Source organism: Gloeomargarita sp. SKYB120, from assembly GCA_025062155.1.
Taxonomy (GTDB): domain Bacteria; phylum Cyanobacteriota; class Cyanobacteriia; order Gloeomargaritales; family Gloeomargaritaceae; genus Gloeomargarita.
On record JANXAM010000034.1, the window covers coordinates 1 to 23,793 of the forward strand.

At 58.4% G+C, this 23,793-nt stretch carries 19 protein-coding genes, 1 tRNA gene and 3 pseudogenes; 10 read left to right on the top strand and 13 right to left on the bottom strand.

The genetic code is table 11. From position 1 onward, the window contains the following. Window positions 1-1,976: ATP-binding protein (locus tag NZ705_10560; protein MCS7293392.1), on the top strand; the 1,976-nt coding region annotated here is incomplete at its 5' end. Here NZ705_10560 and NZ705_10565 read toward each other — a convergent pair. Both NZ705_10565 and NZ705_10570 read right to left on the bottom strand, forming a co-directional pair. Beyond that, entirely contained in the window at window positions 1,952-3,124 is a 1,173-nt protein-coding gene (locus NZ705_10565; protein ID MCS7293393.1) for an ATP phosphoribosyltransferase regulatory subunit, read from the bottom strand. The two genes, NZ705_10560 and NZ705_10565, sit on opposite strands and share 25 nt — an antisense overlap. Continuing rightward, on the bottom strand, window positions 3,121-4,050 hold the full coding sequence (locus NZ705_10570) for a J domain-containing protein (GenBank protein MCS7293394.1): 930 nt from the start codon (window positions 4,048-4,050) through the stop codon (window positions 3,121-3,123). Before NZ705_10570 ends, NZ705_10565 begins: the two co-directional genes overlap by 4 nt. 275 nt (window positions 4,051-4,325) lie before the next feature. Between NZ705_10570 and NZ705_10575 the strand changes: the two genes are divergently transcribed. Further along, window positions 4,326-4,784, top strand: coding sequence for a Uma2 family endonuclease (locus tag NZ705_10575; protein ID MCS7293395.1), 459 nt, complete (start codon window positions 4,326-4,328; stop codon window positions 4,782-4,784). On the opposite strand, the gene dnaN is transcribed toward NZ705_10575, so the two are convergent. Continuing rightward, entirely contained in the window at window positions 4,781-5,938 is a 1,158-nt protein-coding gene (gene dnaN / locus NZ705_10580) for a DNA polymerase III subunit beta (protein ID MCS7293396.1), read from the bottom strand. The genes NZ705_10575 and dnaN overlap by 4 nt on opposite strands. 383 nt (window positions 5,939-6,321) lie before the next feature. Next, the gene (thiO, locus tag NZ705_10585) at window positions 6,322-7,383 is read right to left on the bottom strand and encodes a glycine oxidase ThiO (GenBank protein MCS7293397.1); all 1,062 of its coding nucleotides are present in this window, start codon (window positions 7,381-7,383) and stop codon (window positions 6,322-6,324) included. 105 nt (window positions 7,384-7,488) lie between these two features. Here thiO and NZ705_10590 point away from each other — a divergent pair, with 105 nt between their 5' ends. Both NZ705_10590 and NZ705_10595 read left to right on the top strand, forming a co-directional pair. Beyond that, window positions 7,489-8,190: a Uma2 family endonuclease gene (locus tag NZ705_10590; GenBank protein MCS7293398.1), complete on the top strand. Its 702-nt coding sequence runs from the start codon at window positions 7,489-7,491 to the stop codon at window positions 8,188-8,190. Further along, window positions 8,187-8,834, top strand: a complete 648-nt coding sequence (locus tag NZ705_10595) for a Uma2 family endonuclease (GenBank protein MCS7293399.1) — start codon at window positions 8,187-8,189, stop codon at window positions 8,832-8,834. Before NZ705_10590 ends, NZ705_10595 begins: the two co-directional genes overlap by 4 nt. 124 nt (window positions 8,835-8,958) lie before the next feature. Here NZ705_10595 and NZ705_10600 read toward each other — a convergent pair. From NZ705_10600 to NZ705_10620, 5 genes and pseudogenes are all read right to left on the bottom strand, one after another. Further along, a pseudogene (locus NZ705_10600) lies at window positions 8,959-9,327 on the bottom strand (type IV pilin-like G/H family protein). 3 nt (window positions 9,328-9,330) lie between these two features. Beyond that, a pseudogene (locus NZ705_10605) lies at window positions 9,331-9,498 on the bottom strand (type II secretion system GspH family protein). Window positions 9,499-9,687: 189 nt separating this feature from the next. Beyond that, window positions 9,688-10,248: an L-threonylcarbamoyladenylate synthase gene (locus NZ705_10610; protein ID MCS7293400.1), complete on the bottom strand. Its 561-nt coding sequence runs from the start codon at window positions 10,246-10,248 to the stop codon at window positions 9,688-9,690. Further along, the gene (gene prmC / locus NZ705_10615) at window positions 10,249-11,091 is read right to left on the bottom strand and encodes a peptide chain release factor N(5)-glutamine methyltransferase (GenBank protein MCS7293401.1); all 843 of its coding nucleotides are present in this window, start codon (window positions 11,089-11,091) and stop codon (window positions 10,249-10,251) included. It lies immediately after the preceding gene. Continuing rightward, window positions 11,091-11,972: a hypothetical protein gene (locus NZ705_10620; protein MCS7293402.1), complete on the bottom strand. Its 882-nt coding sequence runs from the start codon at window positions 11,970-11,972 to the stop codon at window positions 11,091-11,093. Before NZ705_10620 ends, prmC begins: the two co-directional genes overlap by 1 nt. Window positions 11,973-12,098: 126 nt before the next feature. Here NZ705_10620 and pheT point away from each other — a divergent pair, with 126 nt between their 5' ends. The 3 genes from pheT (at window position 12,099) to NZ705_10635 (ending at window position 16,735) form a co-directional block, all read left to right on the top strand. Continuing rightward, window positions 12,099-14,474: a phenylalanine--tRNA ligase subunit beta gene (gene pheT / locus NZ705_10625; protein MCS7293403.1), complete on the top strand. Its 2,376-nt coding sequence runs from the start codon at window positions 12,099-12,101 to the stop codon at window positions 14,472-14,474. Next, window positions 14,474-15,628, top strand: coding sequence for a glycosyltransferase family 4 protein (locus tag NZ705_10630; protein MCS7293404.1), 1,155 nt, complete (start codon window positions 14,474-14,476; stop codon window positions 15,626-15,628). The genes pheT and NZ705_10630 overlap by 1 nt, the downstream gene beginning before the upstream one ends. Window positions 15,629-15,781: 153 nt before the next feature. Next, window positions 15,782-16,735: an NAD(+) kinase gene (locus NZ705_10635; GenBank protein MCS7293405.1), complete on the top strand. Its 954-nt coding sequence runs from the start codon at window positions 15,782-15,784 to the stop codon at window positions 16,733-16,735. A gap of 129 nt (window positions 16,736-16,864) precedes the next feature. Here the strand turns inward: NZ705_10635 and NZ705_10640 are convergent. From NZ705_10640 to map, 4 genes and pseudogenes are all read right to left on the bottom strand, one after another. Then, a pseudogene (locus NZ705_10640) lies at window positions 16,865-16,969 on the bottom strand (transposase). Window positions 16,970-17,798: 829 nt separating this feature from the next. Further along, on the bottom strand, window positions 17,799-18,911 hold the full coding sequence (locus NZ705_10645) for a class A beta-lactamase-related serine hydrolase (GenBank protein MCS7293406.1): 1,113 nt from the start codon (window positions 18,909-18,911) through the stop codon (window positions 17,799-17,801). A gap of 172 nt (window positions 18,912-19,083) precedes the next feature. Continuing rightward, on the bottom strand, window positions 19,084-19,551 hold the full coding sequence (locus NZ705_10650) for a CRR6 family NdhI maturation factor (GenBank protein ID MCS7293407.1): 468 nt from the start codon (window positions 19,549-19,551) through the stop codon (window positions 19,084-19,086). A gap of 5 nt (window positions 19,552-19,556) precedes the next feature. Further along, on the bottom strand, window positions 19,557-20,387 hold the full coding sequence (gene map / locus NZ705_10655) for a type I methionyl aminopeptidase (protein ID MCS7293408.1): 831 nt from the start codon (window positions 20,385-20,387) through the stop codon (window positions 19,557-19,559). Window positions 20,388-20,520: 133 nt separating this feature from the next. Between map and groL the strand changes: the two genes are divergently transcribed. The 3 genes from groL to NZ705_10670 all read left to right on the top strand — a co-directional run bounded on the left by groL (window position 20,521) and on the right by NZ705_10670 (window position 23,680). Next, window positions 20,521-22,146, top strand: coding sequence for a chaperonin GroEL (gene groL / locus NZ705_10660; protein MCS7293409.1), 1,626 nt, complete (start codon window positions 20,521-20,523; stop codon window positions 22,144-22,146). A gap of 40 nt (window positions 22,147-22,186) precedes the next feature. Further along, window positions 22,187-22,258: transfer RNA gene (locus NZ705_10665), tRNA-Lys, on the top strand. Window positions 22,259-23,542: 1,284 nt separating this feature from the next. After that, window positions 23,543-23,680: a hypothetical protein gene (locus tag NZ705_10670; GenBank protein MCS7293410.1), complete on the top strand. Its 138-nt coding sequence runs from the start codon at window positions 23,543-23,545 to the stop codon at window positions 23,678-23,680. The last annotated feature ends 113 nt before the right edge of the window (window positions 23,681-23,793 follow it).

Consider the following 23,793-nt stretch of genomic DNA (forward strand, 5'->3'; position numbering starts at 1 on the left):
AAAATACAACGGTGCATGGCCGGTTGGGCATGGAGTTTCTTCCTTCCCTGTTGCAGGATTTACTGCAGGCGCATCCCCATTTGCGGCCCCAAATCTATTTCAAAGCCTCCCTGACGGCCCTCTCCCATGCGATGGAGGACCAGGTGCTGGGGAGTCAGGATGACCCGCTGGTGATTGCCAATTTCCAAAAGGAGCGCTACTACCGACAGGAAACTCGTCGTTACCGGCAACTGGCCCAGTACAGTTCCCAGATTTATGTGCTGGCGGCGCCAGAGACCGATTTTGCCCAGGTGCAGGAGCCTTACGAAACCATTGCCTTTCACCCGGACGACCCGCTGGCTCAGGAGTGGCATTTGGTGGTGCTGGGGACACATTACGCCGCTTGTTTGGTGTGTCGAGAGCGCTTGAGCGACTCCCCCCTGATGGACCAGGCTCGCCGGTTTGAGGGAATTTGGACGTTTGACCGGGTCGTGAGCCAGACGGCCGCTCGCCTGCTGTTGCAACGGGTTCTCCACTACCAACCCCGCCTGCGGGAGAAGGTGCACCAGGTGTTGCAACGCTACGAGTTGACCGCTCCGGCGACGACCCCCTTGCCTGGCATTCATCCTGGCCCCTTTGTCGAACGACTGGTTACCTACCTGCAATCCAGCCAGTATAAAATTCTCAAGGCCTACCGCGCCCTCAGCGACCAGGAACGACAGCAACGGTTGGTGAACTTGATTACGGGGGCGATTCGCCAGACGTTGAACCCAGAGGAAATCTTTCCCATCGCCGTACAGGAATTGGGGCAAACGTTTCACGAATGCCGCTGCATTTTGTACCGCTGTCGTTCCCACCATGCATCGGCTCGGATTGAGTACGAGTACACGGCGCCAGGGGTGCCTTCTCTCAAAGGAGTGGACTGGCCCTTGCAGGACAATCCCCTGTTTGGCCTGGCAATCGGGCGGGACCGGGCGATTGGGTTGAACGATGTCACCACAGCGCCGGAGTTGCGGGGCCATGACCTGCTCCTGCAACGGCTCCAGCAATATCGTGTGCGGTCATGGTTGATGGCGCCAATCATCCACCAGGGCATGCTCATGGGAATGCTGGAGTTGCATTACTGCGGAGAGAAGCCCTACGCCTGGCGGGAGGTGGACTTGGCGCTAGTGACAGCGATTGCCAATCAGGTGGGACTCGCGGTGGTACAGGCCCAAGCCTACAAGAGCTTAGAGGAACTCAACCAGCAGTTGGCGGCCCTAGACCGCACGCGAACTAACTTGATTGCCATCATTGGCCACGAGCTACGCACGCCCCTGTCCACCATCCAGGTCTGTTTGGAAAGCCTGGCGACGGAACCGGCAATGCCGCCGGCAATCCGGCAGGAGATGTTGAATGCCGCCATGGCGGATGCCGAACGCCTGCACAAGCTCATCCAGGATTTTTTAACCCTCTCGCGGCTAGAGAGCGGGCGAGTGCAGTGGCAAGCCGAGGCGATTACGTTGTCAGAATGTGTGGAGTTGGCCCTAGCCCAATTGCGCTCCCATCGCCAGTGTTTGCCACAAATTCAGGTGGAGTTGCCGGCAGATTTGCCCCTGCTGCGCACCGACGGCGAAGGGATTGTTGAGGTGTTGGTCAAGTTGCTAGACAACGCCTGCAAATTCACGGGGCCGGAGGGACGGGTGACGATCCGGGCGCAGGTCATCGAGGGGAATATGTTGGAGGTGGTGGTGGCGGACACGGGGCGGGGCATCGAACCCAGCCAGTTGCAGGCCGTATTTGACCGGTTCTACCAGGAGGAGGAGGCCCTGCGGCGCACGGTGGGAGGGACGGGATTGGGACTGGCCATTTGCCGGCAAATCGTGTCGGGGCTGGGGGGCCAAATCTGGGCGGAATCCGCAGGGCGCGGCAAAGGCAGCAAGTTCCACTTCACGATTCCCCTGCGACCGGAACCAGCAGAACCCCCCCTGACTCAACAGACCAGCTCTGGGGGCTGAAAACGGACGTGGCCTTGTACGTCCACCCACACCCGCTGGCGGCAGGGACGGGGCGATGCCGGGTCCAGGGCCAGTTCCACCCGCTTGTGGGGATGCTGGCGCCGCAGTTGCTGGGCATAGTCCAACGCGGCCCGGTAGGCGCTGTCGTCCACGGGAATCACTAGCCAGTCCGCCGGCGCAGTTTCTTGGGGTAGAACGCCTAGGGGCAAGAGCTGCTGGTACAGCGCTTCCAGGCTGAAGGAAAACCCAATCCCCGGCACTGCTTTGTGCTCGGGATGGTAAGCGGCAATCAGGTCGTCGTAACGCCCCCCTTGACCCACAAGCCGCACCGTGTGGCCCTGGGTGACCGCCACCTGGAACACAATTCCGGTGTAGTAATCCCACGGCTGCACCAGGCTCAAATCCACCACCAGCGGCAATTCCGACGGCAGCAGTTCTACCAGCATTTTCAAATGGTTCACCCGCTGGCGTTGAGCCAGTGTCAACTCCCAACCGCTCAAGCGCTGAAACACGGTGGCCGGTGCCCCGCGCAGGTCCAACCAGCCCAGGGCCTTTTGCCGCCAGGGGTCAGGCAATTGCTGGAGCGCCACCCGGTCGAGACGGACGAGACTCTGGGTTGCCACCCTTTGCCAAACCGCTGGGAACTGCTCCAGCCAACTGCGGGTCAAGCCGGCATCCCCCAGAATGAGCCGCCAGGGAGGCAATTGCAGCGATGCCAGGGCATCCTGCAGCAGCCGGAGAATCTCAGCATCAGCCAGCAGTCCACCGGCGCCTAACAATTCCACCCCCACTTGGTAAAACTCTTGGCAATGGCCCCGCTGGGGGTGACGACGAAAGACATTGGCCACGTAGTACAGGCGTTGGGGGTGGGGAATCTGGCTCCAGCGACTGGCCGCTAACCGGGCAATGGACGCTGTGACATCGGGACGCAGGCCGTAGATCCCATCCCGGTCTTGGATTTGCACCACCCATTCGGGGCGCACCCGTCCCCCCGCCACCAGCGTATCGAGCCGCTCCAGCGTAGGCGTCACCACCCGTTGGTAGCCCCAAGCATGAAAGACGGCCTGCAATCGTTCCCGAATCCAAGTTTTCTGAACGACCTCTAGGGGCAATAGGTCCCGGCTACCGGTGGGGGGCTGGAACGTCATTTACCGAACAGGCCAAACAACCCCTTTTTCTTGGGCGCTGCGGTTTTGGCCTTGGTTTCGCTTTCTTTGGCCTGTTTGGCCAGGAGCTTCTCTACCGTCTCTAGGCCCTCGACTGCGCGGGGATGACCCGGGTCTCGCTTCAACGCCCGCTCAAAATGAATCTTGGCCATTTTCAACTGGTTGGTTTGCAGATAGATGTAGCCCTTGAGGCTCAAGCAGCGGGGGTCGCCGCTGTCGAGTTTCAAAGCGTCGTCCAACTCTCGCAGGGCTGCTGGGTAATTTTTCAAACGCACCAACTCTTCCGCCCGATTATAGAACTGGTCAAGGAAGGAAGGCCGGCTGGGAGCTTCGGGCTTGGCTGGTCCAGGAGAGGGAGCCGGTGATGTCGCAGGGGTGGGCGTTGCGACCGCCGGTGCAGGAGAAGTCGGACGATTCACAAAGGCCACCGTGTTCCCCGCGTATTGCCAGCGCAGGAGCGCCAGGTTCAACTCGCTGATTTCGTTGATGACCTGCACCGTCTCATGGGGAACGGCAAACTGGCGCTCGGCTAACTGGTTGAGGGTTTCCCGGTAGTAGGCTTCGGGGTCGGGCTGGCGGGCGAGCTGGTTGGCCGCCTCCGTTTCAAAGGGCAAAGTCTCTTGCGCCACCCGTTGCCCGATGAGCTTGAGGATGAGATTGTGTTCGGCGCGCACCTTATCGTCAAACAATTTTTCGTAGGCGGGATTGACCAGGCGGGAGAGAATTTGGGCGGCCATTTGCCGGTCTTCTTCGCTCATGTGGCTGGTGGTGTCGGGGTGCAGTGCGCGGGCAACCCGCATATACCGCCGACGAATCTCCTGGGGTCCTGCGTCTAAAGGCACGCCCAAAATCGCGTGATAGTCAGTCTGCTGATAGCGTCCCAACCCCTTGCTGATGGTAAGGTCCATAGGTTTTGCACCGGCCTGTGTAGTTCAACCAGTATAACGCAGGAACTTCCGCAGTTCAGTTCGCACCATTGGCACAAATTGGCCCATGCTCGCTCCCATTTTACTCTACTAGGTGAATGCCTTTACTCGGAGATTATTCCAGAGCAATCTGGAGGCGGTCTGGGTAGCGGCCATATCCCTATCACCGATGGCGGTCCCGAGTACACCAAATACAGAAAAAGCGGCGTCTGGCTCGGCATGCGCTTGACATTGACGGACCTAAAGTACAAGCCAAGCTGGGAAGCGACTACCGGGTGGAGTTGATCAACGGGAATATTCTCGTCATGCGTCCATCCGGCTATATGTCTGAGGAAGTGGCTTCGGAGTTAGTGCGCCAGTTGGCCAACTGGGTCAGACCGCGCCGCTTGGGGCGGGTGACCGGTTCAGGCGCCGGATTTGTACTCCCCAACGCTGATGTACGTGCTCCCGACGTGTCCTTTGTCCGCGCCGAACGATTGCGCCGCAGTCCTTTAGGCTTTGTAGAGCTAGCGCCTGATTTGGTGGCCGATCTACGTCGGAAAATTGACAGCTTCCTGGAGCAGGGCACGCGCGTAGGCATTCTGGTGGACCCGGAGCAGCGCTGGGTGGAAGTACGCCGCGTGGGAGACGGAGATGTGCTCGCTGTCCCAGAACTGCTGCCGGGCTGGGCGTTCCCGATTGCTGACCTGTGGCCGCCGCTGTTTGAACCCCCCTAGCCCCGCAGTTGAATCGGCATCACCAGATAGAGCATTTTGGTTTCTCCTAGGGGCGAAAAGATGACGGGGGCCGTTGCGGAATTGAGCTGGATTCGCACCTGGGAAGCGTTCATGGCCTTCAGCCCCTCCAGGATATAGCGGACGTTGAAGGCCACCTCCAGCGCTTCTCCTTCAATGTCAGCCGCGATGCGCTCTTGCCCCTGTCCCAGCTCGGCCCCTTCGGTCGTCAGGGTCAAGTTATCCAAATCCAGGAGGAATTTCACGACATTCCGATTCCCCACCAGGACCGCCAGCCGCTCCAGCGCGTGCGTCAACCGTTCCCGTTCCACCAGCACCCGCCGCGCAAATTGCTTGGGCAACAACTGCCGGTAGTTGGGATAGATCCCATCCAGCAACCGGGTCACCAAGCGCTGCTGGCATCCTTCCCCCTCCCGCTTTGGCAACCGGAAGTCCGCCTGATGGGGTTCCAACGCCAGTTGCACCACGTCGCCTTCATACTTGCCCAGCAGCCGTTCCACTTCGCGCAAGGCTCGCGCCGGAATCGTCGCCTGCACCGGCACGGGCGTCGGGGTGGTCAACGCCGTTTCCACAATCGCTAACCGGTGGCCATCCGTTGCGGCAAATTCTAAGACCTCTCCCCGCGTTTGCAGATGCACCCCCGTGAGAATCTGCTTGGTTTCATCGGTGCTAGCGGCAAATAAGACCCCCCGCAGTCCCGCCAAAAACGCCTCCCGCTCCAAGTTGATTGGCGTGGCGTTGACCGTAGGCAAGCTAGGAAAATCCGCCGCCGCCAAGCCTCCAAGCTGATAGGGACCCGCCACCGTATCCTTTTTGCCATCGCGCTCGCACCAGGCCCGCAAGGTCACCTGCAGGTGGTTCGCCTCCACATCCACGTCCGCGTCCGGAAAGCGGGCAATCAAACTCTCTAACGTCTTGGCCGGCAAGGTAATACTTCCCGGTTCATAAACCTGGGCTGGCATCCAGCTTTGTAAATACAACGTCTGGTCAAAAGCACTCAAGACCACCTCGTTATCGTCGGCTTTGGCTTCTACCAGCACGTGGGCCAGGATGGGATTGACAGGTCGGTTGGCAACAGCGCGGCTGATAAGGCTCAGATGGTTGCTCAGGTCTTTTTGAGCACAAGTCCAATGCATAGCGTCAGTGTAACCGAACGTAAAGCGACCTCGCTACCCCCAGCGTCCCTCCTCCTCCTGTCTTGATCATAAATTTCTATGGGATAGATAGTAGTAGGGCCTGTGGATATGTGGATAACTTTGTGGACAGCCGATGGGGACGGGGTTTGCCGTTTCGCCCCCTGTGGATAACCTGTGGATAATCTGTGGATAAAATCTCAAGTTATCCACAACCCCCCTTTTTTATCCACAGCGCGCCCCGAGTTATCCCCAAATTATCCACAGCCAAGGCCGGACTTATCCACAGATTTTCCCGACTTATCCACAACTTATCCACAAGTCCGACCCCGAAAATCTTAATAGTTTTTAACGATTGGGTTGGGGCGAAGTCTGGGTGGGGTGCCTTACAGCAGTTCGAGCGAAGTAGCTAGGCGTTCCCAACGGCAAAAGTTCAGGGTTTGCGGCCAGGGCTGGCCGTTGAGATAAGCGGCAATGACTTGAGCCGTGATAGGGGCCAGGAGAATGCCGTTGCGGTAGTGACCGGTGGCGAAGGTGAGGTTGGGCCAGGGACTCGGGCCAAGGATGGGACATTCGTCAGGGGTGGCGGGCCGGTAGCCCCACCAGGTTTCCACCAAGGGCCAGTCCCGGAGCAGAGGGTATGTGCCCATCGCGCGCTGCAGCAGGTCATGGAGTCCACCGGCGGTCGTACCGTCAAGGAAACCCACCTTTTCGCTCGTGGCACCGACGATGAGCCGTCCGTCCTGGCGTGGCACCAAGTAGGCGGGACCGTAGATGACCTGTTGCAAGGAGAGCTGACCGGTGGGCATTTGCAGCGCCAGCATTTGGCCTTTGCAGGGATAAACGGGCAGGTTGAGCAGTTTGCCGGTCCAAGCGCCGGTGGCCAGGAGGTAATGATCCGCCTGATAGGAGGCGTGCTGGGTAACGACATGGGTAATTCGGCCTTGGGCCTGGGCGATGCGGGTGACAGTTTCCTGGGGAAACAGGCGAACGCCAAGCCGTTGGGCCGCCTGGCGGAGAACCTGAGTGAGACGACGATTATCCACTTGGCCGTTGTCAGGATACCACCAGGCGCCGACGAATTGGGGAGCAAGACCTGGTTGTCGCTCGTCGAGCGCTGAACGCTCCAGCCAGATGCCCGTGTGGTGGCCTGGTTCTGGTGAAACCACCGGTGCTAGGATACCGCAGGGCCAGTAGCCGGTGGCCTGACCGGTCAAGTCTTCTAGTTCTTGAATCCAATCGGGGTAAAGTTTTAAGCTGGCGTGGCAAAAGTCGCGCATGGGTCCAGGGGGGAGCTGTTCCGCACCAGGGGCGAGCATCCCTGCCGCCGCCGTCGCAGCAGTGCCGGTCAAACCGCCATCTACGATTCCCACGCGCTTGTGGGTTTTGGCCAATTCCACCGCGATGCTCAGCCCAATGATGCCGCCCCCAATAATCAAAACGTCCATACCTGTGACTTTTCCCCGTTGCCACCGTACCTCATCCTAACGAACCGGTGGGCGACCTATAGTGGAGATGGGAGATAGGACCGGTGCAGGGTTTTGGGAGAGGGCATGAGGACCACAGCCGTGCAGCCTGGGGTTGTCTACCCGGAGCGGGACGGGCGACCGATGGCGGACAACACGCTGCAGTTTCGGTGGATTGTGTTGATTAAGGAGAACCTGGAGTGGCTGTTGGCGGAGCGGTCGGATGTGTTTGTGGCGGGGGATTTGCTGTGGTATCCGGTCGAAGGGCATCCAGAGATTCGCACGGCGCCGGATGTGATGGTGGTGTTTGGGCGACCGAAGGGGGAACGGGGTTCGTACCGGCAATGGGAAGAAGGCAACATCCCGCCCCAGGTGGTCTTTGAAATCCTGTCGCCGGGGAATCGGTTACTCGAAATGCTTAGGAAGTGGCGGTTCTATGAGCGCTATGGAGTGGAGGAGTTTTATGTTTATGAGCCAAACAGTCATGAATTCAGTGGGTTTTTGAGGGGACCGGACGGGCTGGACGAGATTGCCGATATGAATGGGTGGGTCAGTCCGCGTTTAGGTATCAAGTTTGAGTTAAATCCGGATGGACTGGTCATTTATACCCCTAGTGGAGAGCGGTTCAAGACGACAGTTGAACTCGCCCAGGAATTGCAGCGCACGGAGCAGCAATTGCTCCAAACCCAAACCGAGTTGGAACGCGAGCGCCAGCGTGCGGAGCGGTTAGCGGCGTATTTGCGCCGCCAAGGGATTAATCCAGAGGAGATTGGAGGTTGGGACGGATGACGACAACTGCCAAGCCCACTGTCATCTACCCGGAGCGAGACGGGCGACCGATGGCGGACAACACGCTGCAGTTTCGGTGGATTGTGCTGATTAAAGAGAACCTGGAGTGGTTGTTTGCCGAGCGGTCGGATGTGTTTGTGGCGGGGGATTTGCTGTGGTATCCGGTCGAAGGGCATCCAGAGATTCGCACGGCACCCGATGTGATGGTGGTGTTTGGGCGACCGAAGGGGGAACGGGGGTCGTATCGGCAGTGGGAAGAAGACAATATTCCACCCCAGGTAGTCTTTGAAATCCTGTCACCGGGGAATCGCCTGACGGAGATGGTCAAAAAACTGGACTTTTACGAGCGTTACGGAGTGGAAGAGTACTACATCTACGACCCGCAAATCAACGAAGGGAGTGGTTTGGTGCGGCGTGGGCTGGAGCTGGAGCCGTTGGAGTCACTGGATGGATGGGTCAGTCCGCGGTTGGGGATTCGCTTTGCCTGTCAGCCGGATGAACTGGTCATCTACACCCCAACAGGAGAGCGCTTCAAGACGATGGTAGAGTGGGTTCAACAGGTCGAGCAAGAACGGCAACGGGCGGAACGGTTAGCCGCCTACTTGCGCAGCCAGGGGATTGACCCAGAGAAGATTGACGGGTGAAAAAAAAAGCGGCCATCTCTGACCGCCCTTGCACTGACCTATGCTATGGCTGACGAATGACAATGAAAACAATTTCAACCGAACCGCCTTCACCCCGTACTCAAACTGCTGGACAACCCAAGAATTATCCCCGAATATTCCTGGTGCCGCTTGGACAGGTAGGAGGTTCCGCAGTTATGTTATTAGACGGGATAGAGATTGTGTTAGTACCAGGAGAGTTCGCTTCACAGATTACGTCAGGCATCTCCTGAATAGTTTCCCCCTCAACCACCCTAGTCCTGAAAGCCACACCAGCAGCATAACTCTTGAGATCCCTCTGCTTGCTAGTCCCTGCCAAGACTGAAGCATCAGCGTCAGTTGCGGACGTGATCTCATATTTGTAGTTCTTAGTGTCGGTAGGCAGGCCCAAAGCTAGCTCTGTCCATGCCCCCCACCTACCATACTCGGTACGGAAAGCCTTTTGAGACCGTACCCACGAGCCTAGAGTTGTGCGTGCTTCCGACTGCTTAGCCTTAGCCGTCTGTGCCAGGAAGGACGGCAGGGCAATTGCCGCCAGGATGCCGATGATAATCACCACTACCAGCAACTCGATCAGGGTGAACCCCTTGTTGGCGTTTTTCTTCGCCAGGTGCTGGAGCAACTTGACTTTCAGACTTGCAGACATGATGACACACTCCTACGCTAAACCGTTTGGATAAGCGGGGCTTCATTCGCCCCATGCCTAACTTACCCACCGCTAGACCCTGACCGATCAGACCCATTGATTACTTTTCGCTATGTATGGCAAGGCACCCTTTCAGTCAAATGCGTTACCATTTCACCATTGCCTGCAACTTTACGGTATAAAGATGCCTTATATCTGCACCCCTCCCTGGCGCAGCACTCGCCATTGCCCGTCCTGCCAGGCAATCACCGTCGAGGGTTGCCCTGAACCAGCGTTGACCGTGTGCAACACATAGACGTCGGGGAACTGGGCGTGAATGTCCTGAGCGGTAAGCAGCGGGGATTCGCCGGAGAGATTGGCGCTGGTGGTCGCCAGAACGCCCACCTGCTGCAACAGGCTGAGAGCTAGGGGATGGTCGGGGATGCGCAGCCCAATCGTGCCAGTCTGCTGGGGATTAATCGCAGGGGTCACCCGGTCGCTGGCGGGTAGAACGATGGTCAAAGCGCCTGGCCAGTAACGCTGCGCCAACTCCCGCCAGGGAATGTCCGGTGTGGGCTGAATCCAGGGCAAAAACAGTTCTACGTCAGGCGCCATGAGAATCAGGGGCTTGTCGGGCGGACGACGTTTGCACTGGTAGATTCGGTCGCCATAGGCTGGTAAAACGGCCAGCGCTGGCACGGTGTCAGTGGGAAAACTTACGACATGACCCGCCCGCGCCGCCAAAACCAAACTGGGAAAGCTGACCAGCATCTACCCACTCCAACGCGCCAGCACAAACCGGTCATGCCCGCCCCAGTCCCGAAAGGTCTGGATGTCGCGATAGCCGCCCTGCTGTTCCAGCAAAGCAACGACCGCCTCCGTTTGCCCGCTCATGGTCTCCACACACCAGAGACCCCCAGGCTGGAGATACTGGGGCGCGGTGGCCACCAGATGCCGCATAGGCACCAGACCGTCAGGCCCCCCATCCAACGCCCAGCGGGGTTCGTGCTGCACCTCCGGGGGAAGCGTTGCCAGTAACCCGGTGGGAATGTACGGCGGGTTGCTCACTATCCCCCGCAATTGCCCCCGTAGAGCGACCAGGGGTTCAAACCAGCACCCCTGATAAAGCGTGAGACGGCTCATGAGCTGGAGGCGAGCGGCGTTGGCGCGCGCGATTTCGAGCGCCGTGGCACTGCAATCAACCCCGTGCATGGTGATGCCGGGCAACACCCGCAGCAGTCCTAGGGCAATCGCCCCACTGCCGACGCCCAAATCCGCCCAAGGCCCGGTCGTCAACCCCCAGCGTTCAGCCCACTCCTTCGCGATGTCCACCAGCAGTTCCGTTTCGGGGCGGGGAATCAGCACCCCAGGGGCTACCTGTAGGTCCATGTCCCGCCAGGTCACCCAGCCCACCAGGTATTGCACAGGCTCGCGGGTTTGCAGATACCGGCGCCACAGGGATTGGAGACGGGGCAAAAACTCCCTGCCGTTCTGGTCGCCCCACCGGAGCGTCAAGGTGTCCCAGCCGGTGACCGCGCGCACAAGCCAGTCCAACTCCGCCGCTTGCTCTGGATAACGCTGCTGCTGTTGCCGCCACCAGTCCCGTAGGACCATTATCGAGGTTGTTGCGGCGCGGGTGAAGCTGGAGGCCGGGCAGCCGGTGGCGTCTGCTGTGGCTGAGGCGAGGGCGTTGCCTGGGGTCGCGGCGCTGGCGTCGCTTGCGGTTGGGCCGGACGATTGCCCTGCTGTTGCTGGACAAACCGAATGGCGCTACTTGCAGGCACAAAGTATAGCTGCCGGAGTTGCGGGTCGTTTTTTTGCTCCATCAGGGCCACCAACTGGTCAAGACTGCTGACCCGCACCCTGGCCGATTCGGCTATTTTCGGGTCGCGCTTGCGCAGTTCGGCTAAGAAACTATCCACATCCTGCCGGCTAAAAAACATGGGCGCAACTTCTTCCTTGTTTCCCTTCTGGTCCTGCACCTGGATAGTGAGCTGGCCCTGCTGCGGACCGCCGGTGATAAAAAACAGGGGAATCCCTGGAAACCGGTCCAGTTTTTGCCCTTCCGCCTGCAGGATTTTGAGCGCCGCCTCCTGCTGGGACTTGTCGGGTTGAAAGCTGACTTCCAACTTTTCATCCTTCTGGGCGGCTTTCGCCAGTTCGTAGGCTTTGTCCAGGCCCACCACCTGCACCCGCGCCCCTTTGGCCACATCGGGGTTGCGGCTTTGCACCTGTTTCAGCGCCTCTTGGGCGTCTTGGGGATTGAAAAAGAAAAATGTCACCACCTTCTCCTTGTTGCCCTCTTTGACGGTCGCCGTGAGAATCTGCTTGCCACTGCCATCGATGAGGGTAAACACCGGCACCGTTTGCAACTGTTCAGCAATTTGTTTGGTCGGCATCCCCTGGGCCAAAACCGGTAACACTTGGGGAGGCAAACCCATCACCGGCCCAAACATCAATCCAAGTACCAACCCACCACGAATCAAACCTTTCATCCTGACTCCTTGCCTGCATTCGCCTTCATTGTACTGACTGGGGGAAAGACGTTCCAACCCCTGCTGGTGGTTCCCTAGGCTGGAAACATGGCTCCTATAATAGCAGTGGCATTGGGCGCGGCGTATATGCGGGTTTCCCTGAACTGGTTGCGGGAATTGGTGGATTTGCCGGCGGAGGTGACCGTCACGGAATTGGCGGAACGGTTGACCTTGGCCGGGTTTGAGGTGGAACACATCGAAGACCGGCGCACCTGGGCTGAAGGCGTCGTCGTCGGGCGCGTCCTGCGGCGGGACCCCCATCCTCACGCCGATAAGTTGAGCGTTTGCCAGGTAGATGTGGGGCAAACGGAACCCTTGACCATCGTGTGCGGGGCGGCCAACGTACGAGCAGAAGCGCTGGTCCCTGTCGCCTTGGTGGGGACGTATTTACCTTGTATTGACTTGAAAATTGAACGGGCCAACAAGCGGGGCGTGGAATCTGCCGGCATGATTTGTTCCCTGGCGGAACTGGGGCTGGAGAAAAATTCGGCGGGGATTCACATTTTCACAGAACCGGATTTGACGGTGGGGCAAGATGTGCGCCCGTTGCTGGGACTGGACGATGTGGTTTTGGAGGTGGCTTCGACGGCCAACCGCGCCGATGCCTTGAGCATGGTGGGGATGGCGCGGGAAGTCGCTGCCCTCTTCGGTGTGCCGCTACGCTTGCCGGCGGTTCCCGACATCCCCAAACCCCCGAGCAAGGTCAAACTGGCGATTGCTGAAGGTTGTCCGGCGTACTGGGGGACGGAGTTCAGCGAGGTCGAGATAGGGCCAGCGCCTGCTTGGTTACGCCAGCGCCTGGAGAAAGCGGGGATCCGCTCGTTAAATAACGTGGTGGACATTACCAATTACGTGCTGCTGGAGTGGGGTCAGCCGCTCCATGCCTTCGATGCCGAAGCGCTGCGCCGAGAAACTGGCAAGAAAACCCTGACCCTGGGGGTGCGGTTGGCCCGCCCTGGGGAAACCCTGACCACCTTGGACGGTCAAACGCGCGCCCTGACGTCCCAAACCCTAGTCATCACGGCCAATGACCAGCCTGTAGCTCTTGCCGGTGTGATGGGGGGCGCAGCGACGGAGGTGACGGACCAGACGCGCCACGTGCTGCTGGAGGCGGCGATTTTTGACCCCCCGACGGTGCGACGCTCGGCGCGGTCGGTGGGCCTGCGGACAGAGGCGGCGGCGCGTTACGAACGGGGCGTGAATCCAGCGGACCTGGAACGGGCCTGGGGACGGGCGGTGCAACTGCTTCAGGCCTACGCGGGCGCCAAGGTGGTGGGCGTTGCCCAGTGGGACCAGCGCCAGACCCAGCCGCGCGTTATTGGGTTACGTCGCCAACGGGTACAGGCGGTGTTGGGAGACCTGACGACGGGAGCGCTAGACGATGCCCAGGTGGAAAAAACCCTGATGGTCCTGGGGTTTGACCTGCAACCTGAAGCGACGGGCTGGCGGGTGACGGTGCCCCCCCACCGCTTGCGGGATGTGGAACAGGAAATTGACCTGATCGAGGAAATTGCGCGCCTGGTGGGATACGATCACTTCGCCCATACCTTGCCGGGGACGGGACAGGTAGGCGGCTATCCCCCCCACGAACAGGTGCGCCAGCGGGTGCGGGAACTCTGTCGCGGCTATGGCCTGAACGAACTGATGCACTACTCGCTCGTGAAAACGGGTGACCTGCAGCTGAGCAACCCCTTGCTGGCGGAGTACAGCGCGTTACGCACCGATTTGTTCGAGGGCCTACTCCAGGCGTACACCTATAACATCCACCAGAAAAACGGGCCGCTGTGGGGGTTTGAACTGGGACGGGTGTTTGTCCAGCAGGGGGCGACCGAACGGGAGTTTGAACAACTAGGCGCCATCTGGGGAGGGACGCGCTCCCACTGGCTGCGCAAAGAGCCCATCACCTGGTATGAGGCGAAGGGGTTGGTGGAGGGAATCCTGGCGGGTTTGCAGGTGGAGCCATTGTGGACCCAGTACCGCGAAGACGCACGGTTCCATCCAGGGCGAACAGCGCTTTTACGCCTGGGCGAACAGCGGCTGGGACTGTTTGGGCAACTGCACCCGCAGGTCTGTCAGGCGCAGGAGATTCCCGAGCCGGTGTACATGCTGCTGCTGGATATGGAGTGTTTGACCCAGGCGGTGTTGCAGAGGACGTTGACCCGCTTTCAACCCTACTCCCCCTACCCGGCGGCGGATCGGGATTTGGCGCTCTTTGCTGATGTGTCTGTGCCAGTGGCGGCTTTGCTCCAGGTGATCCGCCAAGCCGGAGGTGACCTGCTCCAGAGCGTGTGGCTCTTTGACGAATACCGAGGCGAAGGGGTGCCGCCAGGACAACGCAGCTTAGCGTTCCGGTTGGTCTATCGGGCGCCGGACCGGACGTTGACCGATGCGGAGGTAGAGACGGTGCATGAACGGGTGCGACAGGCGCTGGTGCAAACCTATCCGGTGACCCTGCGCAGTTGATGCGGGTGTGCATTGTCACGGGGATTTTCCCGCCAGATGTGGGAGGACCCGCCACCTACGTCCCGCTGATTGCCCAAGGGTTGCAAGCCCTGGGGCATCACGTCCAGGTGGTCACTAGCAGCGAACCCCAGCATTTGACAGGGCCGGATGCGTGCTGGCCCTTTCCGGTAGTGCGACTGAACCGGCGCGTGCCCTGGCTCCTGCGCAGTTTGTATTACCAGAGGCACCTCGCGCTCCATGTCGCTGCAGCCGATGTGGTCTATGTCAACGGGTTGCTGTGGGAAGCAGCGCAGGTGTGCCGGCGGTTGCACAAACCCTGGGTTGCCAAGGTTGTAGGCGATAGCACCTGGGAGCGGGCGGTGCGCCGGCGGTGGACCCAGGCGGATCTCGAGACATTCCAAGCGCCCCAACGGGACTTCCGGGTGCGACTATTTCGCCACTGGCGCAACCAAGCGCTGCGGCAGGCCCAGCGGGTCATTGTTCCCAGTCACTACCTGGCGCGGCTCGTGCGCGGGTGGGGCGTGCCGGCTGAAAAAATCGCCGTAATTTACAACGCGATGCCCCTGCCCTCGACGCTCCCAACGGTGGTCAACCCCCTGACGACGCGCTACCGCGTGCTCACCGCCGGGCGTTTAGTGCCGTGGAAACAGGTGGATGAAATCATCACCGCGATTGCGCCCTTGACGGACGTGGGGTTAGTGGTTGTGGGTTCGGGGCCGGAGCAGGACCGCTTAGCGCAACAGGTGCAGGCGTTGGAGTTAACGCCACGGGTCTATTTTGCTGGTCAAAAGCCCCTGCCAGAGTTGCTCGCGCTGATGCAGACTTGTGACGTGCTGGTGCTGAATTCCACCTATGAAGGTTTGCCCCACGTGGTGCTGGAGGCGATGGCGGTGGGATTGCCAGTGATTGCCACAGCGGTGGGGGGAACGCCGGAGCTCATCCAAGATGGCTACAACGGGCGTTTGATTCCTCCCCACCGTCCCGACATCCTGCGTCACGTTCTCTGGGACTGTTTGACACAACCGGAACTCCGGCAACAGTACCGCCAAAAAGCCCAGCAGTCCCTAGGCCCGTTTCAGTTCCAAACCATGATCCAGCGCTGCGCTGCGATTCTCACGGAAGTGGCCACAATCTCCAAAGGCGGGACTGGTTGATGTTTTTGGTTCTCCCGCTGATGGTTCAGTCATCTTCGTTTGTCATCCTCTGGGTCGCAGCGCACAGCCCCATTTTCCGTAGCTTGACGACCAGTAGAGGCCTTAGGGAACGGGCTGGATTTTGCCGCTGTCGGCTCTTAGCGACCGCATGTCATGATGGGAGAGGGAGTGGAGGGATGGCCGGTGCAGCTCAAGCAGGTCATTATCACCTACAAGGCCAACGACCCAGAAAGTAAACGCTGGGCAATCCGCTGCGAGCAGGAGTTGACCGCCCAGGGGGTGCGGGTCCTGTTGGGGCCAAGCGGGCCGAAGGATAACCCCTACCCCGTGTTTCTGGCATCCGCCACCCAAGGGATTGACCTGGCGCTAGTGCTTGGAGGCGACGGCACAGCCTTAGGTGCCGCGCGGCATCTGGCCAGCGAAGGCATCCCCATCCTAGCGGTGAATATCGGCGGGCGCTTGGGGTTTCTCACCGAACCGGCGGAGGTGTTGAAGGATACCCAGCAGGTGTGGGAGCGGTTGCGCCAGGACCGCTATGCCGTGCAAAAACGGATGATGGTGCAGGCCCAACTATTCCAGGGGAACCAGCGCCCTGGGGAACCGGCCAGCGAAGTGTTCTGGGCCTTGAACGAGATGGCGGTCAAACCGGCGAGTGTGGAACGGCTCCCCACCTGTGTCTTGGAGGTGGAGGTGGACGGGGAAGTGGTGGACCAGTACCAGGGCGACGGGTTGATTGTGGCGACGCCAACCGGTTCTACGTCCTACACCCTGTCGGCTGGCGGTTCAATTCTCCACCCTGGCATGGAAGCGATGGCCGTGGTGCCTATCTGTCCCTTGAGCTTGTCCAGTCGCCCGATTATCCTACCACCGGCGTTTGTGGTGAGCATCTGGCCCCTACAGGACCGGGATTTGAGTACCAAATTGTGGATGGACGGGGTCTTGGCTACCAGCATTTGGCCGGGCCAGCGGGTGGATGTCCGCCGCGCGCCTCGGGATGCCCATTTCATCATCCTGCAGGAAAACTACTCCTACTACCGCATCCTGCGGGAAAAGTTACAGTGGGCCGGCGCTATTATTCCCTATCCCAACAACCACCGGGTAACTTAAATCGACTGCGGCGCTTCCAGGGATTCTGGCAATATCTGCCCCCCATCCACAACCAGGGTCTAGCCGGTGATATAGCTAAGATGAAAAAGGTTGACATAACAGACAGCTTTATTCACGAGAGAACGTAGGTTCTGCACCGACTCGCCGTTTTAGCCGAGACCATACCCGCTCAATCGGATTCAAATCTGGTGAATATCTTGGTAAATAGACTAACCGATACCCAGCCGCTTCTATAGCTGAACACAGAATGCTTGACATAGGTAGAAACTAGAACCCTGGCTGGGTTGCCTCTCAAAGACGACAACCCAAATGTTCTCTGCTGTACTACCCATCTTACCGCCGCTGACTGGTGAAAACTGGCATTGTCCATCACCATCCTTTTGCCAGGCCCAATCACCGGTATAGTTAAGCCGCTTCAGTTTGTTAGAGAGATGAGAGAAAAATCAAATGATCAAATGCGGGGCTGCACCCTGCGACCTAGAGGATGACAACCTAACCACTGATGCAACCAAGTTAAAGCTCCCTATCCACGTTAATGGCTCGATTAGCCACCCCTCATACTCACTCTTTCACATTTCCCATAAACCCTTTCACCTTTCTCACCCTAACCATACTCATAGACTACTCGCTGGTCTATCCCCAATCCTTCCGACTTCACATCCTTCATGCTCTCCAGATATGCCTGTTGCTCCTGCTCATCTTGTTCTTGGTAGGAGAATGCAGCCTATCTTCTTGACTGCTCCGCAAATCGTCATACTAGCCGCCATTTCCTTTTGGGTCAAAAAGCTTGCGGAATTCATCTAAGTCTTTAATCTTATGACTATGCCCCTTTTGGTAAACAATGACCCATTTCAGACCATTGTTTGAGCCAACGTTTAAAGTGCGATACCCTATGTTCAGCATTTGGCTTAGCGCCCCCCAGGATAGCTTCAATGGCTTCCCAACGCAGGTCCGTGCTACGAGGCATAGACATCGCTTCGTGACCCATCAGCCTTATTCTATATGTCAGATAGCTATAGAACCAGAAATTAGGACAGGGTGAGACAATTGCCTTGACTGGACTTTAGTACCTGCCCGAACGCTGATTCATGGCCAGCCACGCCATACGGGCCAGTTCCGGCAAGAATTGTTCATCAGCGCTGTAGGCCGGGTCGTCTCCAAATACCACTAGGACAAAGGCTATTCGGCCATCGCTGCGCCGGACAATCACCCCATCGTGGCGGCAGGTGCTGGTGTGCCCCTCTTTGCCCATCACCTGAGCGTCGGGCGGCAGACCCGCCCCTAGAAAACCGGGCAACGGCTTGCTGCGGGTCATCCACTCTAGCATGCGCTGGCTGGCCAGGGGGGAAACCGCCTGCAGGGTGTAAATTTCGTACAACAAGCGGGCGGTCTGCCACGTGTTCAATTGGTTGCGGCTGGGTTGTTGGTTTCCCCCGCGCAGTTGCAGCTCCCGACCCCACGGCTCTTCATAGCCCCAGGCATAGATGGGAAAGTTCTTGTGCTTCAGGTTGAGGTAGCCGTAGCCTGCACCTCGGAAAAAGTGGTTGAGCTGCTCCCGTCTCTGTTTCCACTGGGTAAACGCTTCCGGCGAGAGGGCATCCCCCGATTCGGTGCCAGTCACTGCATCCACGACCCGGCTGGCGGCATCGTTGCTCGATAGCTGCATCATGGCCGTCAATTCCGTAGGCGGCACCGGCTCCCCGCTCAGTAACCCCGCCTGCTGGTAGGCCATGAACATGACCAGCCAAAACAACTTCACCACACTGGCGGGATAGCGCAACACCTGTTGCTGGTACCCCGCAATTTGCGGCGCTTCTGGACGACTCACATCCATCAGCGTGATGGACAGATGGGCGGTGGGCAATCCCCGTTGCTGCACCCAGGCCACCATCTGCTGCACTACCGCCTGCAGGTCCGGATCGTAAGTCGTTGGCGGTGCCGTGCGAACATTGTAGATCAGGGGGGAAACCACTGCTTGCGGGGATTCGACGTTCAGCGGGTCGGCTGTGGCTTCCGAGACTAGGGGTCGAGGCGGCGTCAACCGCAATGCAAGCCAGCCACCGACCAGAAAACCCATGCTGCCAGCGCCCACAAACGACAACAGACCTAACCAGGGCCAATACCGCCGGCGCCACGCCTGTTTCTGTTCAATCACTCCTTCCTCACACTTCGCCACGCTTGACCAGTATATCGGCAAAGCGCTAGTTCCCTGTAGTTTGTCTGATACGCCAATGCCCGTCTGTTCGCTAGCCCCAAAAAAAAACCATCAGTCAAACCATGACTGACGGGCTTACCTGTCCTCAAGGATCATCGGAACGAATACCAGTATAGCAAAGAAACTGGCGACCCTATTCGGTGGCCGCTAGGAGATGAAACAGGGCCGGGTCGAGTTGATAGCCCAGCACTTCCACCATTTGCATCAGCTTGCCTTCCCCCTCGCGACCCTGCTGCCGCAGCCAGTGGTAGAGATAAAACACCTTCCCCATCAAAAAAATATCGAGCGCCTCTGGGTTAAATTGAATCCCTTCCCGAGGGCTGAACTGGTGCGGCACTAGCATGGCCACGTAGCGGGCTAACTCCTGCTGCCAATCCAGAAACAAAGGCAACCAGGGATAACGAGCATCCAGCCGGATAAACCACAGACGCACCTCCGGCACCTCCGACAACTCCCGTGGGTCGGTGGGGTCTCGCGGGAAGTCAATCGCAAACCGCACCTGGAGTTCCGGCGCTGGGGGCTGGTCCGGCGGCAACACCTGGTACACGGGCCGCAAATCCAACCGCTCGATGACAGGCCGCGACACCGGGATTTCCAGCATGCGCCTCAAAAGTTCCGGTCCGTTAGAATCTCGTACCCCGTCTCCGTGACTAGCACCGTGTGCTCATACTGGGCCGACAATTTGTTATCCACCGTCACCGCCGTCCACCGGTCCCGCAGGATGCGGGTCTTAGCTGACCCTTGATTCACGATCGGTTCAATTGCTAGCGTCATCCCCGCCCGTAGCTTCACGTTCGGCAACTGGTTGGTGCGGTAATTGAACACCGACGGTTCCTCATGGAGATGGCGACCCACCCCATGCCCCGTAAAATCCTCCACCACCCGGTAGCCCTGGGAGCGCACGTAGTCCTCGATGGCCCCTGCAATGTCCATCAACGTATTGCCCGCCTTGACCTGTTCAATGCCCTTGTACAGGGCCGTTTCCGCCACCTGCATCAACCGTCGCGCCTCCGGGCTAACCGGCCCCACCGCAATCGTAATGCAGGAATCCCCATGGAACCCCTGGTAACAGGCCCCCGTATCCACCTTCAAAATATCCCCCGGCTTGAGCACCTTCTTGGCGCTGGGGATACCGTGAACCACTTCGTTGTTCACACAGGCGCAGATCGAGGCCGGAAACCCATGATACCCCTTGAAGCTGGGGGTTGCCCCCAATTCCCGGATGCGCTGTTCCGCATAGCGGTCCAAATCCAGCGTCGTCATCCCTGGTTTCACCAGCTCGCTGATCTCCCGCAACACGGTCGCAACGATCCGCGAGGCCACCCGCATAATTTCAATCTCCCGGGGCGATTTGATGGTAATCGGGCGCTGCTGGGGGCGGGCTGGCTCCGCCGCTGGACGCCGCAACGGGACAGTCAACGAACTCAAAACATTCATGCCGACAAAATCTGAAGACTCGCTTCATCTATGGTAGGCCAGGGACGGCGCCCCTGCAAATTAGCACTCTCAATCGGCGAGTGCTAGGGGATGCTACCATAGGCGATGGAGTCATTCAGGCACAGCGAGCGTTATGGTGAAGTTGATCAGCTTTGACGAGGCGTCGCGCCAGGCTCTCGAGCGGGGGGTCAATGCCGTAGCCGATGCCGTGCGAGTGACCCTGGGGCCCAAAGGCCGCAACGTCGTGCTGGAGAAAAAATTCGGCGTGCCGGAGGTAGTCAACGACGGGGCCACGATTGCCAAGGAAATCGAACTGAGCAACCCCATGGAAAACACCGGCGCCCAACTGCTCAAGGAGGTGGCCGAAAAGACAGCGGATGTGGCCGGGGATGGCACGACCACTGCCTGTTTGCTGGCCCAGGCCATGATTGTTGAGGGGATGAAAAACCTATCGGCGGGCGCAAACCCAGTCAATCTCAAGCGGGGAATCGACCGTGCGGTAGCCTACCTTGTGGAGAAAATTCGGGAGACCAGCCGGCCCGTGGCAGGAGAAATGGTCAAGCAGGTGGCCACCCTGTCGGCGGGGAACGACCCCGAAGTGGGCCAGATGATCAGCGACGCCATGGACCGGGTGACCAAGGACGGGGTGATTACGGTGGAAGAATCCAAATCCCTGCAAACCGAGCTGGAAGTCGTGGAGGGGATGGAAATTGACCGGGGTTACATTTCCCCCTATCTGGTCACCGACCAGGAGAACATGGTGGCCGAGTACGAGAACGTGCGGCTGTTGATTACCGATAAAAAAATTAGCGCGGTGGCCGACCTGGTGCCAGTTTTGGAAAAGATCAACCGCCTAGGGCAACCCCTTTTAATCATTGCCGAGGACGTGGAAGGCGAGGCCCTGGCGACTCTAGTGGTGAACAAGATGCGAGGCGTATTAAACGTCTGTGCCATCAAAGCGCCCTCGTTTGGCGACCGGCGCAAGGCCATGCTAGAGGACATTGCCATTCTGACCAACGGGCAATTCCTGGCGGAGGACCTGGGCTTCAAGCTCGACCAGGTGCAACCCGATATGCTAGGCACGGCCCGACGGGTGACCGTCAGCAAAGACCGCACAGTGATTGTGGCCGGTCAAGACACCCAGCGCCAGGTGCAGGCCCGTATTGCCCAACTCAAGCAGGAACTGGCCGAGACTGACTCTGAGTTTGACAGGGAAAAACTACAAGAGCGCATCGCCAAACTTGCTGGTGGTGTTGCAGTGATCAAGGTGGGGGCGGCCACCGAGACCGAACTCAAGGAGAAGAAGTTGCGCATTGAAGACGCCCTGCACGCCACCCGGGCTGCCGTTGAGGAAGGGATTATTCCTGGCGGTGGTGCGACGCTCGTGCATCTAGCCAAACAGCTCCCGACCCTAGCGGCCTCGCTCCCCGACCCAGAAATGCGAACCGGTGTGGAGATTGTGGCGCGGGCGGTGACCTATCCCCTGCGACAAATTGCCGAAAACAGTGGCGTCAACGGGGCCATTGTTCTCGAAAAAGTCCGGCAGATGGATTTACCGATGGGGTACAACGCCGTGACCGGCGCCTACGAAGACCTAATTGCCTCAGGCATTATAGACCCAGCCAAAGTGACCCGTACCGCTTTGGAAAATGCTGCTTCCATCGCCGGCATGTTCCTGACCACGGAAGCCCTGGTAGTGGAGAAACCGGAGCCGAAGCCAGCGCGGAAACCCAGCCCTGGCGCTGAAGAGGACTTCTAAGGGGTTCCCCGATTTCGCTACCATAATCGGTTGGAACAGTGGGTGACTGGCGCAACGGTAGCGCAACGGACTCTTAATCCGCTGGTTCAGGGTTCGAATCCCTGGTCACCCATAATCACCAAAACCCCACCACCCTAAAAGTTTCCACAGCTCACACGTACTATAGCTAAGCCGGCAAAGGTTGACATAAATATTAGACAGCTTCATCTACGAAAGAGCGTAGGTTTTGCTTGGTTAAATTCCACGCATGGCTGACCCGCCGTTTTATCAATCGGATTCAAATCAAGGAATACCTTGGTAGATAAACGGATCGACGCCCAGCCCGCTTCCACGACCTGTCTCACCGCCGCAGATTGTCCAATATAGGTCATCCATGCTTGTCATGTCTCAGGGTCGCAGGGCGTAGCCCCGTCTTAGGTTGTCCTGTCATCTCCTTGGCAAACTCAAGCAGCTTAGCTATACCGGAACTTTCCTAGGACTTATCGCTGGTATAGCCAAGCCATCTATGGTTGTCAGCGCTTGAGTCCCAGCGCACGGCCTGGCCTTTGGGTTTTCTCTCCTCTCTCTGACAAGCTAAAGCAGCTTAGCTATAGAAGTCTTTCACTTCACCACCGGATAACGACCTGAGTATCGCAGTAGCTCATCCAAGTGAATGGTTCTATAGCTAAGCCTTGTCATGTTTTGGAGTCGCAGGGCCTAGCCCCGCCTTGGATTCTCCCAGTATCTCCCTAACAAACTGAAGCAGCTTGGCTATTTCACATGCCCTGATTGATGAGCTGTTCCCCACGATGGTTTTTCCCTTCGGTGCCCAATATCCCGGTAATCCACGCCGGACTGGTCGATATAGACCACCTGCTCTGGTGGTATTCACCACAAGCCTGTCGCTCTTGCGGGTCTTACGGGTATCGTCTATCTTTTACAGGGCCTTCCAAATCGTGGCACGGCTTACAACGAAGTGAGCAGCCATCTCTCGCTAAGTTAGGCTAGGATTTGCAAACTGCTGAAACGCTTCCAGATCTTTCAGTTTATAATCGTGGCCTTTTTGATAGCCTTCCTTGGGGTGAACGTCTCCTGTTTCTGACCCTTGTCTGAGCCATCCTTCTACCGTTCAATAGGCAACTTCCACGATAGTCGCGCCATTCAAGATAGCTTCTATGGCCTTCCTGCGCAAATCATAGTTGTACGGCTTGGGCATTTCTTCTGTCCCTAACAACACGTCTTTTATATAACAATATTAAACAGCTTAACTATAGTTGCCCGCATTGCAGAACACACTCAGGCTAACACTGACGCCATGAACCGTTTGGAAGCGAAGGCCAAGGCTATCCGGCAACTACGAGAACAAACTGCAGTTAATGCTACTGCTATTCGAGAGCTACGGGAAGCGTAAGCGTTGATGATGGAAATCATCCGGCGTCAGGAAACTCGCATTGAAGAGCTGCGCCAGGACACCCGCAATATCCTGGCTGATATCCGTCAACTGATGCAAATTCTCACATGCGATTATCCCAATGGTCGCCAGGATGTAGACTGACTAAAGAGTCCCCATCGGAGTAGGTCTATGGTGCGTTGGACCGACGAGATGCTCGACCGCTTGGCTGAACAAGTACAGGCAAACGCAACTGCCATTCAGGAATTGCGGGTATC

What these genes read in the sequence shown, in the direction of transcription:
- NZ705_10565 (MCS7293393.1), bottom strand. Translation starts at nt 3,124, where the DNA reads ATGACGTTCCAGCCCCCCACCGGTAGCCGGGACCTATTGCCCCTAGAG.
- NZ705_10570 (MCS7293394.1), bottom strand. Translation starts at nt 4,050, where the DNA reads ATGGACCTTACCATCAGCAAGGGGTTGGGACGCTATCAGCAGACTGAC.
- dnaN (MCS7293396.1), bottom strand. Translation starts at nt 5,938, where the DNA reads ATGCATTGGACTTGTGCTCAAAAAGACCTGAGCAACCATCTGAGCCTT.
- thiO (MCS7293397.1), bottom strand. Translation starts at nt 7,383, where the DNA reads ATGGACGTTTTGATTATTGGGGGCGGCATCATTGGGCTGAGCATCGCG.
- NZ705_10590 (MCS7293398.1), top strand. Translation starts at nt 7,489, where the DNA reads ATGAGGACCACAGCCGTGCAGCCTGGGGTTGTCTACCCGGAGCGGGAC.
- NZ705_10595 (MCS7293399.1), top strand. Translation starts at nt 8,187, where the DNA reads ATGACGACAACTGCCAAGCCCACTGTCATCTACCCGGAGCGAGACGGG.
- NZ705_10610 (MCS7293400.1), bottom strand. Translation starts at nt 10,248, where the DNA reads ATGCTGGTCAGCTTTCCCAGTTTGGTTTTGGCGGCGCGGGCGGGTCAT.
- prmC (MCS7293401.1), bottom strand. Translation starts at nt 11,091, where the DNA reads ATGGTCCTACGGGACTGGTGGCGGCAACAGCAGCAGCGTTATCCAGAG.
- NZ705_10620 (MCS7293402.1), bottom strand. Translation starts at nt 11,972, where the DNA reads ATGAAAGGTTTGATTCGTGGTGGGTTGGTACTTGGATTGATGTTTGGG.
- pheT (MCS7293403.1), top strand. Translation starts at nt 12,099, where the DNA reads ATGCGGGTTTCCCTGAACTGGTTGCGGGAATTGGTGGATTTGCCGGCG.
- NZ705_10630 (MCS7293404.1), top strand. Translation starts at nt 14,474, where the DNA reads ATGCGGGTGTGCATTGTCACGGGGATTTTCCCGCCAGATGTGGGAGGA.
- NZ705_10635 (MCS7293405.1), top strand. Translation starts at nt 15,782, where the DNA reads ATGATGGGAGAGGGAGTGGAGGGATGGCCGGTGCAGCTCAAGCAGGTC.
- NZ705_10650 (MCS7293407.1), bottom strand. Translation starts at nt 19,551, where the DNA reads ATGCTGGAAATCCCGGTGTCGCGGCCTGTCATCGAGCGGTTGGATTTG.
- map (MCS7293408.1), bottom strand. Translation starts at nt 20,387, where the DNA reads ATGAATGTTTTGAGTTCGTTGACTGTCCCGTTGCGGCGTCCAGCGGCG.
- groL (MCS7293409.1), top strand. Translation starts at nt 20,521, where the DNA reads ATGGTGAAGTTGATCAGCTTTGACGAGGCGTCGCGCCAGGCTCTCGAG.
- NZ705_10670 (MCS7293410.1), top strand. Translation starts at nt 23,543, where the DNA reads ATGATGGAAATCATCCGGCGTCAGGAAACTCGCATTGAAGAGCTGCGC.